This is a genomic window from Paludibacillus litoralis, assembly GCF_037646705.1.
Taxonomy (GTDB): domain Bacteria; phylum Pseudomonadota; class Alphaproteobacteria; order Rhodobacterales; family Rhodobacteraceae; genus Pikeienuella; species Pikeienuella litoralis.
This window is the reverse complement of the sequence record NZ_JBBHER010000002.1, coordinates 532,291-547,432: the sequence shown is the minus strand read 5'-3', so window position 1 is coordinate 547,432 and position 15,142 is coordinate 532,291. Positions and strand designations below refer to the sequence as shown.

General features: G+C 63.9%; 12 protein-coding genes. 6 read left to right on the top strand and 6 right to left on the bottom strand.

Annotation, left to right across the window (positions count from 1 at the left end; genetic code table 11):
* Positions 1-2: 2 nt before the first annotated feature.
* From WG921_RS03560 to WG921_RS03545, 4 genes are all read right to left on the bottom strand, one after another.
* Positions 3-1,199 carry a CaiB/BaiF CoA transferase family protein gene (locus WG921_RS03560; RefSeq protein WP_340107825.1) on the bottom strand — a complete coding sequence of 399 codons (1,197 nt, stop codon included), beginning with the start codon at positions 1,197-1,199 and terminating at the stop codon, positions 3-5.
* A complete protein-coding gene (locus tag WG921_RS03555) occupies positions 1,184-2,866 on the bottom strand; it encodes an FAD-binding protein (RefSeq protein WP_340107824.1) in 1,683 nt (560 codons plus the stop codon). The genes WG921_RS03560 and WG921_RS03555 overlap by 16 nt, the downstream gene beginning before the upstream one ends.
* Before the next feature lie 16 nt (positions 2,867-2,882).
* A complete protein-coding gene (locus tag WG921_RS03550; protein ID WP_340107823.1) occupies positions 2,883-4,802 on the bottom strand; it encodes a TRAP transporter permease in 1,920 nt (639 codons plus the stop codon).
* 137 nt (positions 4,803-4,939) lie between these two features.
* Positions 4,940-5,944 (bottom strand): TAXI family TRAP transporter solute-binding subunit, encoded by a 1,005-nt coding sequence (locus tag WG921_RS03545; RefSeq protein WP_340107822.1) that lies wholly within the window; start codon positions 5,942-5,944, stop codon positions 4,940-4,942.
* A 273-nt stretch (positions 5,945-6,217) separates the two neighbouring features.
* Between WG921_RS03545 and WG921_RS03540 the strand changes: the two genes are divergently transcribed.
* Positions 6,218-7,009, top strand: a complete 792-nt coding sequence (locus tag WG921_RS03540; protein WP_340107821.1) for an IclR family transcriptional regulator — start codon at positions 6,218-6,220, stop codon at positions 7,007-7,009.
* 67 nt (positions 7,010-7,076) lie between these two features.
* On the opposite strand, the gene WG921_RS03535 is transcribed toward WG921_RS03540, so the two are convergent.
* Entirely contained in the window at positions 7,077-7,988 is a 912-nt protein-coding gene (locus WG921_RS03535; RefSeq protein WP_340107820.1) for a dihydrodipicolinate synthase family protein, read from the bottom strand.
* A gap of 1,010 nt (positions 7,989-8,998) precedes the next feature.
* A complete protein-coding gene (locus WG921_RS03530) occupies positions 8,999-9,823 on the bottom strand; it encodes a FadR/GntR family transcriptional regulator (protein ID WP_340107819.1) in 825 nt (274 codons plus the stop codon).
* 174 nt (positions 9,824-9,997) lie between these two features.
* Between WG921_RS03530 and dctP the strand changes: the two genes are divergently transcribed.
* From dctP to WG921_RS03505, 5 genes are read left to right on the top strand one after another with little or no spacing between them, the layout of a single operon-like run.
* Positions 9,998-10,996 (top strand): TRAP transporter substrate-binding protein DctP, encoded by a 999-nt coding sequence (gene dctP, locus WG921_RS03525; RefSeq protein ID WP_340107818.1) that lies wholly within the window; start codon positions 9,998-10,000, stop codon positions 10,994-10,996.
* A 17-nt stretch (positions 10,997-11,013) separates the two neighbouring features.
* On the top strand, positions 11,014-11,556 hold the full coding sequence (locus tag WG921_RS03520; RefSeq protein WP_340107817.1) for a TRAP transporter small permease: 543 nt from the start codon (positions 11,014-11,016) through the stop codon (positions 11,554-11,556).
* Positions 11,557-11,562: 6 nt separating this feature from the next.
* Positions 11,563-12,840: a TRAP transporter large permease gene (locus WG921_RS03515; protein WP_340107816.1), complete on the top strand. Its 1,278-nt coding sequence runs from the start codon at positions 11,563-11,565 to the stop codon at positions 12,838-12,840.
* A gap of 32 nt (positions 12,841-12,872) precedes the next feature.
* On the top strand, positions 12,873-13,718 hold the full coding sequence (locus WG921_RS03510; protein ID WP_340107815.1) for a carbon-nitrogen hydrolase family protein: 846 nt from the start codon (positions 12,873-12,875) through the stop codon (positions 13,716-13,718).
* A gap of 21 nt (positions 13,719-13,739) precedes the next feature.
* Positions 13,740-15,140: an aminotransferase family protein gene (locus WG921_RS03505; protein ID WP_340107814.1), complete on the top strand. Its 1,401-nt coding sequence runs from the start codon at positions 13,740-13,742 to the stop codon at positions 15,138-15,140.
* Positions 15,141-15,142 lie beyond the last annotated feature (2 nt).

Genomic DNA, 15,142 nt, shown 5'->3' with positions numbered 1-15,142 from the left:
TCCTAATTTGCGGTTTTGCGATCGGATGACGCGCCGACCGGCTCGGGCTGAGACGTCCCCAGCCATTCGTCCAGAACGCGATCGGTGTCGGCGCCCAGAAGCGGCGGAGCCGTCCAGTTCGCCGAGACGTCGAATCCTGAATATTTCACCGCCGGGCCAAGCGTCTTGAGATCGCCATATTCAGGATGCGCGACCGTTTGGATCATCCCTCGGTGCAGCGCCTGCGGGTGCGTCAACGCTTCCGCGATCGAGTTGACGGGCGCGCAGGGGACATCGGCCTCGCGAAGCGCCGCGAGAAGAGCGTCCGTCTCCCATTTCAGAACTTCCGCATCCAGAATGGCGTGCAGGTCGTCCCGGTTCGCCGACCGGTCGGCCACGCTGAGGAAACGTTCGTCGGCGATCAGATCCTCGCGATCGATCACGCGCATGAACCCCTCGAAGAGATTCTGTATCCCCGCTCCGATAACGATCCATCCGTCCGCCGATTTGAAGGCCTTGTACGGAGCCTGGCTGGAATGCTCGGATCCCCATTTCCCGCGACTGTCCCCGGTTGAGAAGTATTCGACGGCGGCGTCGACCAGGAAGGTGATGCAGCCCTCGAACAGGCTCGTCTCGATCAGCTGTCCCTTGCCCGTCCTTTCGCGATCGAAAAGCGAGGTGACGATGGCGCCCATCGCGTATTGACCGCAGATCAGATCGAAGGCCGAAGTGCCCAGCTTGATGGGCGCGCAGCCACGCTCGCCGGTGATGCTCATGTACCCGGCCTCGGCCTGGATCGTCAGATCGAAGCCGCCGGTGTCCTTGCCTGGCCCATCCGCGCCCATTCCCGACATGCTGGCGTAGATCAACCGCGGGTTCATCGCGCTCAACTCACGAAAGCCGAGCCCGAGGCGCGCCATCACGCCGGGGCGGAAGTTCTCGACAAGCACATCGCATTTTGCGGCGAGCTTCTGCGCCGCCGCCCGCCCCTCGTCCGACTTCAGGTCCAGCACGATCGACCGCTTGTTTCGGTTCGCCGCCAAAAAGCTCATGCTCTGGCCTTTGTGGAACGGCGGCCCCTGGCGCCGGATCGGATCGCCCCCGGGCGCCTCGACCTTCACGACGTCTGCGCCCAGGTCTCCCAGGAGCATGGTGCAGAACGGGCCCGCATAGAGTCGCGTGAAGTCTAGAACCTTCACATCTTTCAGTGGTTTTCGCACCGTGTGTTGCCTCCGGTTTGCTGAGGTTGACTGGATCTGACCGGGCAAGGCTCATGCGCAAGCTCGCCGGTCGAGCTGAGGCGGAAGGCGATATGTTTTCGCCAGTGTTCGTCGTCGCGTTCCGGATGATCGCGCCGCTGGTGCGCGCCGCGACTTTCCGTTCGAAGTGTCGCCGCCTTGCTTACGACCCTCGCCGTCAACAGGAGATCCGCCGCCGACACCGCCTCGACCAGCTCGTCGGGATTGGCCGCGGCGGGCTGGCCCGCCAGGGCGCTGGCGATCTGATCGAGCGTGCGGGTCGCCACGCCGAGCCCGTCCGCATCGCGGTAGATCCCCACGTTTTCAGAGAGCGCGCGGCGGATCGTTTCAGCAACTTCCGCGGGCCGGAGGGCGCCCTCTCCAAGGCGCGCGATATCGGTCACCTCGTCGAGCGCCCGCCGTTCGATCGAGAGCCAGTCCCTGTCGCGGGCGCGCGGCAGATCTCTGGCCGCCGCATCTCCGGCGATCCCGCCGAACACAAGGATATCCGCGCCGCCATTGCCCGCCAGCCGGCTCGCGCCGTGCACGCCGCCGGCCGCCTCCCCGCCCGCGTAGAGCCCCGGAACGCCTGTCCATGCGTCGCTGTCGATCCGGGCGCCGCCCATCATGCTGTGCGCCGCCGGCCGGACGCGCGGCGACACGACCGCCGGGTCGACGCCGGCATTCAGAAGGCGCTGCCGGTGCGTGACATATCCTTCGAGCACATCCGCCGGCAGCGCCGTGCAGTCGAATTCGACCGTCTTGTCGGGGAAGCCCCGCCCCTCATCGATTTCCTTCTGGATGCAGAGCGACAGGCGGGCCTTTTCGATCCGCCTTTCGCCGCCGTCGGGGTTGTAGTCCAGCATGAACCGATGGCCATCGACATTCCGCAGAAAGGCGCCGTCGCCGAGCATCGCGGTCGGCATCTCCATGCCCGCGCATTTCGCCGGAAAAACCGTCACGGTTGGCTCGAACTGGACGAACTCCATATCGATCAGGCGGGCCCCGGCCCGAAGCAACACCCCATATGAGGTGGATCCCACGTCTGGCGGATAGGTGCTGTCGCCATAGGCGCGCCCCAGCCCGCCGAGCGCGACGACCACCGCGCGCGCCCGCACTGAAATGAGCCGTCCCGCGGAATCGACGACGATCGCCCCCGTCACCTCCTCGCCGTCGCGCAGCAGGGTCAGCGCCTTGGTCGCCTTGAGCTCGCGCAGCCCTAGGGCGCGCCCCGTCCGCGCGAGAGCCTGGATGATCGCGACCCCGGTCCCTTCCGCGACGAACCATGACCTCGGATGGCGATTGCCCGACAGGTGGCGGAGGGCGGGTTCGCCATTTCGCGCCGCGAAAGGCACGCCCATGTCCGACACGTCCCGGATCGCGGCGGGCGCGCCATGGGCGAGGCGCTCGACCAGATCGACGTCGTTGATGCGGTAGCCGCCCTGAATGGTGTCCTCTGCGTGATGCCGGGGCGAGTCCGCGCTGTTCTCGCCCGAATATGCGGCGTTGCAGCCAAGCAGATAGGGCGACGCGCCGCGGGCGTAGTAGGCGATGACGACGTTCGCGCCCCTCCTTGCGGCGGCGATCGCGGCGCGCCGCCCCGACACGCCGCCGCCGAGAACCAGAACATCGGTCTCGAGGGACGTCATGGAATGATGCAATCCGTCAATCATCGGCGGTCAACCTTTCGCGCTCGGGCCGGCGGTTCACGCCCGGGATCAGGAAGCGCGTCGCGACGGCGAGCCCGATCATGGCGAAACCGGCGAGATCGGTGCTCACGCCCGACATGATGAGCGTCAACGAGCCGCCCAGAAGCAGAAGGCGCTCGAACCAGCGCGCGTTTCCGAACAGATAGCCCTGGACCGCGGCGGCCAGCGAGATGATGCCGATCGTGGCCGTCAAGACCGCAATCGCAATCTGAAGGGGCGCGCCATCCAGAATGATCGCCGGATTGTAGACCCACATGAAGGGAAGGATGAAACCGGCGAGCGCGATCCGGAATGCGATGACCCCGGTCTTCATCGGGTCGGCGCCGGCGATCCCCGCGCCGGCGAACGCCGCGATGGCGACCGGCGGCGTCACATTGGCGAGGACGCCGAAATAGAAGACGAAAAGATGCGCCGCCATCGGATCAACGCCGACCGCGGTCATGGCCGGCACCACCATGGTCGCCAGGACGATATAGACCGCGGAGGTGGGCAGCCCCATGCCGAGGATCAACGAGATCACCATGGTGATCAGCAGCAGCGGCATGAGATTGCCGCCGGACCAGTCGACCATGAGCGAGGAAAGGCGCAAGGCGAGTCCGGTCAGCAGCATGACCCCGACGACGATTCCGGCGCTGGCGCAGGCCGTGGCGACCTCGAGCATTGACTTGCCGCCCTGCCGAAGCGCCTGAAATATGCGCGCCGGCCCCATGCGGGTCCGACCTCGCATCCAACTGATCGCAACCACCGCCACAACAGACCAGAAAGCCGACTTGATCGGTGTGTATTCGACGTAGATCAACAGGTAGAGCAGGAGAATCAAAGGCAGGATCAGATGCCAGCCTTCCTTGAATATCTCCCACGCGTCGGGCAATTCCTGCTTCGGAATACCCTTGATCCCCTGCTTGGCGACCTGAAAGTCGATCATGCAGAAGACCGCGAGAAAATAGAGCAGCCCGGGCACGATCGCCGCCTTCATGATCGAGGTGTACGGCGCGCCCATGATCTCGACCATGATGAAGGCGGCCGCCCCCATCACCGGCGGCATGATCTGCCCTCCCGATGACGCGGCCGCCTCCACAGCCCCGGCGAAGGCCTTCTTCAGGCCAGCGCGTTTCATCACGGGAATGGTGAACGTCCCCGTCGCCGCGACGTTGGCGACCGAGCTTCCCGAAACGGTCCCCATCAGCGCGCTGGCGATAACGGCGACTTTCGCGGGGCCGCCGCGCATCCAGCCGAGCCCGGCGAAGCTCCAGTCTATGAAGAACTTTCCCGCGCCGGACGCGTCGAGAAAGCCCGCGAAGATGACAAAGATCGCGACATAGCTCGCCGATGTCTGGAGCGGCGTGCCCGCGATCCCCGACGTCGTGGCGTAGAGCATCGACACGACGCGCTCCAGTCCGTATCCGCGGTGCGCCAGCGCGCCCGGCAGATACGGGCCAAGGAACGCGTAGGCGATGAAGATCGCCGTGATGATCGGAAGCGCGAGGCCCATCATGCGCCGCGTCGCTTCGATCGTCAGCAGGACCGCGACGCCGCCAAGAACGACCGTCGCCATCGAAGGATCGCCGCCGCCGCGATCTGCGATATCCATGAAATTCAAGGTCATGTGGGCGCCGAGCAGGATCGCCCCGATGATGCAGGGCAGATCGACGGCCCACCGCAGATGCGCCAGGCGCGAGCCGGCGGCGAAGGCGGGCTTGATCAGGAAGATGATCACCAGCGCGAATGTCAGGTGAATATAAACCTGCTGCAAGGTGGCCAGAACACCAATGACGCTGAGCCAGAGATGGAACAGCGAGTAGGCGGCCATGACGACGCCGGAGACCAAGATCGAAATGTCTTTGCCGCCTGTGACCGGCCGGAAATTCGCGAACATGAAAGCCCCATTCCTCTTACTGAAGAAGCCGCCATCATTGCGTTGAGGGGCGCCTTCGTTCAGGCGGGAGTTTTTCAAACGACGGGACGGGCGCGGCCCGCCCCGATGCGCCGGAGCGGACGCAGGTTCGTGGGCGCTTACATCAACCCGTTATCGCGGTAGTATTTCTCCGCTCCGGGATGAATGGGGATCACGCCTTTCAGCGGTCCGACGGCGTCGTCGCGGCTCCAGTATTTTCCCAACGCGTTGGCGCTCGTCAGCGCGGCGTTGTTCTCGATCAGCGCCTTTACGACAGCATAGGCGACCTCATCGGACACGTCCTTGCTGGCGCACAGCAGGACCGCGAGCTTGAACGTGCCGGTGATGTCTTCGTCGTGACCGTTATAGGTCCCGGCCGGTATCGCGCCTGCAGACCAGTAGGGAAACTGATCCAGAAGACCTTTGAGCACCTTGGGGTCCGGATTTACGAAAACGACCTCGTCGCCATTCGTGCTGGTGATGTCCGTCACCGCGGATGTCGGCGCCGAGCTGAGTATCAGCACCGCATCCACACGGCCGTCGCGCAGGGCGCCGGGACCATTGCCATGGCTGATATACTCCGGCCTCCAGTCCTCATTCATCTTCAGGCCGTGCGCTTCGATCACGAGCTTGCCGATGGAGTTGCCGTCGGACCCCGTCGCGCCGAGCGAGACGGTCTTCCCTTTCAGATCGTAGATCGTCTCTATGCCGCTGCTTTTCAGCGTGTAGAGTTGCCAGAAGTTTCCGTGACCCGCCATCAGCGCGCGGTGACTCTCCAGCGGCCCGGTGCTCTCGAATTTACCTAATCCATGGTACCCTTGATACGCCGGCTGCGCGGAGATCAGCGCGAGTTCGAGCTGGCCATTGTGGATCAGCTTCACATTGTCGACCGATCCGCCCGTGATTTCGGCGTTGATCTTGAGTTGCGGATAGGCCTTTCCGATGACGTTCGCCATCGCGCCGGCGAGCGGAAAAAACGACCCTCCCGCGCTCGACGTCCCCATGGACATGAACTGCTCGTCTGGCGGCGCCATGTCGGCGCTGGCCGGTTGCCCGTGCGCAATCAGCATCGAAACGCCGACCGTCAGCGCCGGCAGAAATCGATTGAACCAGGATTTGGTCATATCTTCGCTCCTCCTACATGTGGTCGAACATGCTTGTCTCCTCTCTGAAACAGAGACGGACGCATGAGTTTTTCTTCTTTTTTGTTCCAGTCTTTCACTCGAGCTTTCTCATTTGGCACGCGGAAAAATCAGTCTCACTCTTGATACTGAAAGCTCGCAGGTGATACTATGTGATTCGAACAATGATCGTCAACACATTGAAAGCCCCGCCGCGCGCGTCCGGGCCGGATTCTTCATTCCGGCGGACAAGACAGATTCGAAGAACCTCACCCCATGAAACAAAACGGAAAACAATCTGAGACGTATTCAGTGCCGGCTCTGAAACGTGGCCTGGCGATATTGAAATTGTTTTCGATTGATCGCCCTATTATTACTGTTGCGGACATATCTCGCGAACTGCAGATACCGCGAGCGACGGCGTTCCGACTTGTCGCAACGATGACGACCGAAGGATTTCTGCAACGCGAAAAGGACCATCAGGGCTTGCTGCTGGGGCCTCAGGCGGTGAATCTCGGATTCACTTCGCTTCACAGTCAGGACCTGTTGCGCACCGCCCGTCCGCACCTGAGCGCGCTCCGCGATCAGCTTGGAACGAGCACGCATCTCGCAATTCTCGATGGCCGCTTCGTGGTTTACGCGTTTCGGATACGATCAGAGCGCCAGACGGGCGGCTGGAGCCGGACAGGCCACCGGCTTCCGGCCCACGCCTCCGCCTGCGGCAGAGCTCTGCTGTTCGACCATTCGGCGAAGCAGCTCGCGGCCCTGCTCGACGGCGTCCAGTTCGAGCTTTTCTCAGATCAGACTCCGGCCAATCTCGACGAACTCATCGAAAGATTGGAACGGGAGCGGGAACGGGGATTCGTGGCCTACCGCTCTGCGGTCACGCCGGGGGTGGCGGCCTGCGCGGCGCCGGTGCGGGATTTTTCAGGCGAGATCATAGCTGCGATCAGCGTTGCGGACATGCAGACCGCGCCGTCCCTGGCCGACCTCGAGGGCGCCGTGTCCCGAAGGATAATCTCGGTGGCGCAAGTGATCTCGAAAGAACTCGGATATCGTCCGCTTTGATACCGCGCGACACCCGGAACCCCGTCCCGCGTCAGCGCTGGCTTTCGCTCCGCCAGCCCGCGAAAGGTCAGGCTTTCCGCGGGCCGAGGTCGTTCGCCGTCAGAAAGTCCCGCATTTTCGCCATCTGCGCATCGGTCAGCGGCCACGCCGAAGGCGGGCGCGTGGCGCCGCAATCATGGCCGATGGCTTGCAGCGCCGCCTTGACGGCTGTGACATTGGCGCCATTCAATTCTTCGGCGCGGATATCCTCGAAGCGGCGCATCCCCGCGATCAATTCGCGCGCCCGCGCGTAATCGCCGGCCTCGAGAGCCGCGTGAATCGCGAGCGAGCGTTCGGGCCAGACATTGATAAGCCCTGACGTGAAGCCTCTAGCTCCGACGGCGTAGAATGCTGGCGCCCAGACTTCCGCGAGTCCGCCAACCCAAACGATCGACGGATCGCACGCGGCGCGCGCCGCCGCCAGATTCATCGGATTGGGGGTCGCCCATTTCACACCTTTGACGCCCGGCAATTCACAAAGCTTGACGATCTCGCGGGTGCCGATCGCGTCGTTCCGCAGGTAGAGCATTATCGGCAGCCCCGCCCCCGCGTCGCTGACGGCGCGCACATAATCCACGACCCCTCTCGGCGCGACAAAGGGGTCCGGCGGCTGGTGAATCATGAGCGCGACCGCACCGGCGTCAGCCGACGCGCGCGCCAGTTTGCAGGCGTCTCGAACGCCGCGCCCGACGCCAGCCAGCAGAGGCGCGCGGCCATCCATCAAACCGGCGACTTCTCGCACCATCACGCAGGCTTCATCGGTGGTCAGAGCATAAAATTCGCTCGTATTTCCGTTCACAACCGGAAGATGAACACCGGCGGCGAGCACGCGATCGAGAATCGGCTTCAGCAGCATCGGAGCGATTTCGCCCATTTCATCATAGGGCGTGACAAGAATTCCGGAAACGCCAGTAAGCGCAGCATCGAGATCGTGCTTCATTGATATCTCCTCACGCGCTGAAGATATCAGGATATCCGGCGATTTCAATTTCCTTCCCCAGTTCTGGCGTGCACTTCACCCTGACTTCAGTCGATCCTGAAACATAAATATTGGCAGTTAAATATATCAATTATGATGCACGTTATGGTAACAATACCAATTAACCAACATACTTAATGTAAATAGTGTCTAATTATTCTTATATGCGAAATTATTATTTTCACCATTTAAGTTTTATCATTTACGAACGGACAGGACGCTCGGCGATCGACATGTCAAGAATTTTTGCTCTTCGTTGACACCCCTCTAGATAACTGCATGACGACATCAGACTGGCGGTGGCGGGGATCCTCGGTGATGGAACATGCAAGCGCAGCCAGATCTTCGGGTCGCCGCAGTCGCATGACCTCTTCGACGACAGGCTCGGTCGACCAGGTTTCGGCAACGGCAAAGGAACGGTGGAGGCGATGGTGGGCTTCACCCGCCGGACCTTCATGGCTCCGATCCCGTCGGCGCCCGATAGCGAGGCGCTGATCGCAACGCGTCCCGAGCGCCGCCGAGATCGCCTGACAGCGGCGCCGCGTGGCGCGAAAGGCTCCAGTATCAGCGCCCGGGTCGGATCGGCAGCCAGACTTGGGTCCGCTATCGGAACACCTGCTATTCGGTTCTCGTCGCTTTCGCACATCGGGACAACATAACCAGAGCCTAAGTGGATGAGCTCTTCGTGGAAACCGGCGCCAAACCGGCGCCGAGGAGAACTCGGGTCACGGGCGATACCCCGCCAGGCTGGTCGAATTGAAGCCGCTGGACCGGTAGGTCCGGATGATCGAGCGTCGGATCGGGGCCGCCACGCCCCCTGCACTCAAAAGCCTCGAGACCTTCGACGTCGACGCCATCCCGGTATTGAACAAAGGGCCGGCCCTCGATCTGGCGCGCGGTGACTTCGCCAACCGTCGGGAAACGTCATCGCCCCTGGACCATCCGGCGCCGACCAGCAGCCACCCGACCGGTCATCGCTCCATCAGCAGGCCGGGATCGACGAGACGTTCGCGCTCTCCGAGATAGCTGCGGACCGCCATGACATGATCGCGCATCACTGCGGCGACCTCGGCGCTTTTCCCGCGCCGCAACAGGTCGATCAGCTTGCGATGCGAACTCAGGCATTCCGCGCCGAAGTCATCGTTCTCCGTGTCAATGATGTTTCGATAGCGGACGTAATCGATCAGCAGGTCGGAGACGAAAAGCGAGGTGAAGCGCAACATCGGGTTCGGGCAGCGCTCGGCGATGATCCGGTGAAAATTCCCCTCCTCGAGCCGCTGTTCGGCGCGGGAGATGCGCTCCACACGGCCGTCGACGCAACGGTGGATCGTGTTCTCCAGCCGCTCGAAATCCTCATCGGTCAGATGCGGCGTCGCCAGCTCCGCGGCGGCCGGCTCGATCTGAAGCCTGAAATCATAGACCTGCCGCCACGAAAGCGACCGGAAATAGAAGAAGTTCTTCAGAAGATGATTTGCGTTCTCATAGGAAATCAGCGCGACGCGGGCGCCGCCCCCCGCCCCCGCGGTGATCTGCACCAGCCCCTGCGCCTCGAGGATCTTCAGGCCCTCGCGCACGCTGCCGCGGCTGCTGGCCATCGCCCGGATCAGCTCCTTCTCCGTCGGCAGCCGGTCGCCGGGGCGCAGATCCTGGCTGACGATCCAGTGGCGGATCTCGTCGGCGATCAGTTCGGCTCTCTTGGGTTGCCGCAGTTCTCTGAATTCGAAATCGGGCCTGACCGGCCGTGCGACCCCCTTCGCCAGCGCATTCGTTCGTTCGCTCTCGTCCTTGATCGGCATCTTCAGGTTATTGCTCCGGTTCTGGGCGCCTGTCCAGCGGCGTCGACACGGGCCGCGCCTCAACGCGGGCGTAGACAATCTCAAATAGGCTAAATATCATGATAATACGAATCATACCAAGCGAAGATCGTCTCAGAGATCGACGATGGGATGCGGGCCACTAGGGAGGAACGGATGAACCGGACGACACGTATATGCGGATGGACGGCGGCGGCGACAGCGCTGACGGCGGCGCTCACCGGCGGACAGGCGGTTGCGGAGCCGGTCGAAGCGCAGATCGGCATGATCTTTTCGCCCGCGGCGCCGATGGTCCGCTGCGGCGCGGATTTCGTCGCCGCCGACGCGGCGCTGAAAGAGGCCGGACTGAACTTCACCGTGGTCCATTCGAGCCAGCTCGGCTCCGAGGTGGAAATGGTTCAGCAAGTCTCCTCGGGCGAGCTGGAGGCCACGATCGGCACCGCTTCGATCCTCGGGTCCTATGTCGACGGACTGTCCGTGCTGGAGACCTATTATCTCTATGACACGGTCGACGACGTCATCAAGGTCCACGCGACCGATGTCGCCGGCAAGCTCTTCGACGAGTTGCTCGAAGTCGCCAATATCCGCCGCATCGGCGAGCCGTGGCTTTATGGCGAGCGCCACATCTTCGGGAAAAAGGCGTTGCGCGAGCCCGCCGATTTCGAGGGGCTGCGCCTGCGCGTCCCGCAGACCAGCGTCTCGATCGCCGGCGCGCAATCGCTCGGCGCCAGCCCGACGCCAACCACCTATGGCGAACTCTATCTCTCGCTCCAGCAGGGGATCGTCGACGCGGCCGAAGCGCCCGCCGCGGTGGCGAACGCGGAATCTTTCCATGAGCCGTCCGACTACTTCAACAAGACCGGCCACCTGATCACCGCCGTTCCGATGATCGTCAACGAGGACTTCTGGCGGAGCCTGACGCCCGAACAGAGGACCGCGCTCAACGAGGCGGCCACCGCGGCCGCGGCCTCGGTCCGCAAATGCGTCGAAGAGGCGGATGAGGAGGCTTACGCGGAGTGGCGCGAGAGCGGCGCCGTCGAGATCGTGGACGACGTGAACCGCGAGGCGCTCAAGGCCAATGCGCGGGCGTTCTTCTCCGACGGGTTCGACTGGAGCCCCGTCTATGTCGACCTGATCGCCGAGCTCGAGAATTGACGCCCCCGACCGGCGCCGTGAACGACCGACCCGAAGAGAGAGAGCCGGGAGACCGGCCCTCTTTCCCCCGGCGCGCGTTGCAGGCGCTGGTCGCCGCCGAGAAGGGCGTAAGCGTGGCGCTTCTGCTCATCATTCTGGGGCTGGTGGTCACACAGGTGGTGATGCGGTTCGTCTTCCACAGGCCGCTTTTCTGGAGTGATGAGTTGGCGCGCTATTGTTATGTCTGGCTCTCCTTCATCGCCGCCATCGCGGTGACGGCCGAGCGCGGCCATATCCAGATCGACGCGATCAACAGGTTCCTCCCTCCCGGTGGGCGGCGGTTCATCGAATTGCTGGCCAACCTTATCGTGATCGGAACCTGCGTGCTCCTCACCTATGGCAGCTGGAAATGGCTGCAATCGACCATCCGCCCGGTCTCCCCCGCGCTCCGCCTCCAGATGGTCTATGTCTACGGCGTGGTCTGGATCGCCTTCGCGGCGATGGCGCTGCACACCGTCGTCAATATCGCGCTTTTCCTCGCCGACGAGGACAAGGCCCCGCGCATGACGCCGGGACGTTAGGCCGCCATGGAGATGCTCTGGCTCATCGCCGCGCTGGTTTTCCTGCTCGCCATACGCGTTCCCGTCGCCTTCGCGCTGCTGCTGCCCTCGCTGGTCTATGTCGCGCTGGAGGACCGGATCACGGTCGGGGTCGCCTTGCAGCGCGTCACCGCGCTTCTGGACTCATTTCCCCTCCTCGCGGTGCCGCTCTTCATTCTCGTCGGGTCCGTCGCCAACGCCGCCGGCCTTGCGGACCGGCTGATCCTCGCGCTTCTCGCGGTCATGGGGCGGGTGAAGGGCAGCCTCGCCTATGTGAACGTGAACGCGAGCCTGGTCTTCTCGTGGATGAGCGGCTCGGCGATGGCGGATGCGGCGGCGCTCGGCTCGGTCCTCGTGCCGTCGATGCGGCGCAACGGCTACGATCCGGCCTTCGCCGCCGCGATCACCGGCGCGGCCTCGATGCTCGGGCCGGTGATGCCGCCGAGCATTGGCGCGGTCATCTACGCGGTGCTGACCGGCACGTCGATCGCCGAGCTTTTCGCCGCCGGCGTCCTTCCCGCCCTCGTGATCTTCATCGCGCTCTGCATCTACGTCTATTTCTATGTCCGCCGCCGCCCCGGCCTCGTCGTCGAGCCGCCGCCGCGTCGCGAAGCGGTGCGCGCCTGCTTCAACGCGATCCCCATCCTGGCCGCCCCGGTCATCCTTCTCGGCGGGATTCTCGGCGGCGTCTTCACGCCGACCGAAGCGTCCGGCGTCACCGTCGCCTATCTGGTGGTGGTCAGCCTCGCCGCGCGCTGGGTCACGCTGCGCGGCCTCTACACCGCATTCAGCGAATCCGCGTTCACCACCGGCCAGGTGATGCTGATCGCGGCCGCCGGAGGTCTCTTCTCCTATGTTCTGGCGCGCGAATCCGTGCCGCAGCATATCGCGGACTGGCTTCAGGGCGTCACCACCAACCCGTATCTCTTCCTGCTGCTGCTCAACATCTTCCTCCTGCTGGTCGGGATGATCCTCGAGCCGGCGGCGGCGCTGCTGATCACCGTTCCGGTGTTCTTCCCGGTGGCGGCGGCCTACGGCGTCGACCCGGTGCAACTCGGCATCGTCGTCATCTTCAACCTGACCATCGGGCTGCTGACGCCGCCGATCGGGCTCGTGCTCTACATCCTCAGCTCGGCTGGCGACGTGCCGTTCCAGGACGTGCTTCGCGCGACGATTCCGCTTCTGATCCCGCTGTTCATCGCGCTTCTGCTCATCACCTATATCCCGTGGCTCACGCTCTTCCTGCCTGACCTGGCGGGGTACTGACCATCACACCCGCAAGGAGAGGCGCTCCGATCATGACCGACCCTGAAATGAAACTGGCCATCGTCCAGATGAATTCGACCGACGACCTCAAAGACAATCTCGCCAAGGCCGAGGCTTTCGTCGCCGAGGCCGCGACGAAGCACGGCGCCAGGCTCGTCGTCCTTCCCGAGTTCTTCAACATTCCCTATGTGTTTCAATACCGCGATTACGCGCATATCGACCGCGCGGAGCCCGCGGACGGCCCCACGATCACGCTGATGCGCAAGCTGGCGGCGGCGCACAAGGTCGCGATCGTGGCGACGATCTTCGAAGAGGAGGCGGCCGGGCTCTGCTATGACACCGCCTATTTCATCGAGGCGCGGGGAGAGATCGTCGGCAAGTACCGAAAGACCCACCCCGCCGCGGTGCAGAGTCTGGAGAAGATCTATTTCCGCCATGGCTCCCATTTCCCGGTCTTCAAGCTTCAGGGGATGAAGGTGGGCGCGATCATCTGCTACGATACGCTCTTCCCTGAAACCGCCCGCTGCGTGGCGCTGAACGGCGCCGAGGTCGTCGTCGTTCCCTTCGCGGCGCCCGAATTGCCGGCCTGGAAGCCGATAATGATCACGCGCGCCTTCGAGAACGGCGTCTGGTTCGCCCCCACCAACAAGGTCGGCGCCGAAGGCGAGTGGACCTTTGGCGGCAGGTCCATGATCGTCGACCCGACGGGCGCGGTCGCGGCCGAGTTCGACGACAGGGAGGAAGGCGTCCGGTCGACGCTGATCACCCGCCGCGCCGTGGTCGAGGCGCGCCGGGTGAAACCGATGTTCAGGGACCGGCGCCCGGATCTCTACAGTTCGATCACGACGCAGACCGAAGACATCAAAGCGTATGTCTAGACGCCGGCAAGGAGGCCATTCATGACCGTTCAGAACCCGCGCCCCGCCCTTGGAAAAAGTCCAAGCGGAGAGCCGATCCAGGTGTTCCTGGCCAAGACCGGCGCCCCGCGCCGCCCGCGGGTGGTGCGCGGCGAGGGGATCTATTTCTGGGACGATCAGGGACAGCGCTATCTCGACACGTCCTCGGGGCCGGTGGCCAACAACCTCGGCAGCGGCAATCCGCGCGTGCTTGAAGCGATGCGCAAGCAGGCGGAAGCGGTCGCCTTCGCCTTTCCGGGACAATTCGAGAGCGAGGCGAACGAAAATCTCGCCAATCTGCTCACGAGCCTGGCCGGCCCCGGCCTCGATCGCGCCTTCTTCGTCTCCGGCGGCAGCGAGGCGACGGAGTCCGCGATCAAGTTCTGCCGCCAGTATTTCTTCGCCAAGGGAGAAACCGCGCGCTGCAAGATGATCAGCCGCGAGCCGGGGTATCATGGCGGCACGCTGGGCGCGCTGGCGGTCACCGGGGACGAGCGGCAGCACGAAATCTTCGGCCCGCTGCTGCGCGAGATGCCGAAGGTCCCGACGCCGTTCACCTACCGCCTGCCGCCGAACCACACGCGGGAATCCTATGCGCGCCACTGCGCCGAGGCCCTCGAGGCCCGGATCGTCGCGGAGGGCCCGGAGACGGTGATGGCGTTCATCATGGAGCCGGTCGGCGGCCTCGCCACCGGGGCGCTGGTGGCGGAGGACATCTATTTCAGCATGGTGCGCGAGATCTGCACCCGCCATGGCGTCCTGCTGATCTTCGACGAAGTGATGAGCGGCGCCGGACGCACGGGCAAGTTTCTCGCCGCCGATTACTGGCCCGACGCCCGGCCCGATCTCGTCATCCTCGCCAAGGGCATCGCCGCCGGGTACACGCCGATGGGCTGCCTGCTCGCGCCGGCCGAGATGGTGCGCGTTGTCGCCGATTCCGGCGGCTTCGTGAACGGCTTCACCTATTTCTCCAACCCGCTCTCCTGCGCCATCGGCCATGCGGTCCTGCAGGAGATGGTCGAGCATGACCTGATCGCGAAAGCCGACATTCGCGGGCGGCGGCTGAAGGATCGGCTTAACGCCATCGCCGACCGCAGCCGCATCATCGGCGACGTGCGCGGGCTTGGCCTGCTGCTGGCGATGGAGTTCGTCTCGGACAAGGCCGAGAAGACGCCTCTGCCGCTCGAGCTGAACGCGCCGCTGCGCTTCCAGACGATCGCGGCCGAGTTCGGCCTGGCGGTGTATTGCCGGCGCACCAGCGGCGGCGTCTATGGCGACTGGCTGATGATCTCGCCGCCGCTGATCATCACCGACGCCGAGGTCGACGAACTCTCCGAACGGCTGGAGAAGGCCCTGGCCGCGTTCGAGCGCGAACTCGCCTCCGAAGGCGTTCTGAAGGATTGACC

Bases quoted from the DNA above. Each gene is read 5' to 3' on its own strand.
- WG921_RS03530 (WP_340107819.1), bottom strand. From the start codon at position 9,823: ATGCCGATCAAGGACGAGAGCGAACGAACGAATGCGCTGGCGAAGGGG.
- WG921_RS03535 (WP_340107820.1), bottom strand. From the start codon at position 7,988: ATGAAGCACGATCTCGATGCTGCGCTTACTGGCGTTTCCGGAATTCTT.
- WG921_RS03505 (WP_340107814.1), top strand. From the start codon at position 13,740: ATGACCGTTCAGAACCCGCGCCCCGCCCTTGGAAAAAGTCCAAGCGGA.
- WG921_RS03545 (WP_340107822.1), bottom strand. From the start codon at position 5,944: ATGACCAAATCCTGGTTCAATCGATTTCTGCCGGCGCTGACGGTCGGC.
- WG921_RS03550 (WP_340107823.1), bottom strand. From the start codon at position 4,802: ATGTTCGCGAATTTCCGGCCGGTCACAGGCGGCAAAGACATTTCGATC.
- dctP (WP_340107818.1), top strand. From the start codon at position 9,998: ATGAACCGGACGACACGTATATGCGGATGGACGGCGGCGGCGACAGCG.
- WG921_RS03515 (WP_340107816.1), top strand. From the start codon at position 11,563: ATGGAGATGCTCTGGCTCATCGCCGCGCTGGTTTTCCTGCTCGCCATA.
- WG921_RS03540 (WP_340107821.1), top strand. From the start codon at position 6,218: ATGAAACAAAACGGAAAACAATCTGAGACGTATTCAGTGCCGGCTCTG.
- WG921_RS03510 (WP_340107815.1), top strand. From the start codon at position 12,873: ATGACCGACCCTGAAATGAAACTGGCCATCGTCCAGATGAATTCGACC.
- WG921_RS03555 (WP_340107824.1), bottom strand. From the start codon at position 2,866: ATGACGTCCCTCGAGACCGATGTTCTGGTTCTCGGCGGCGGCGTGTCG.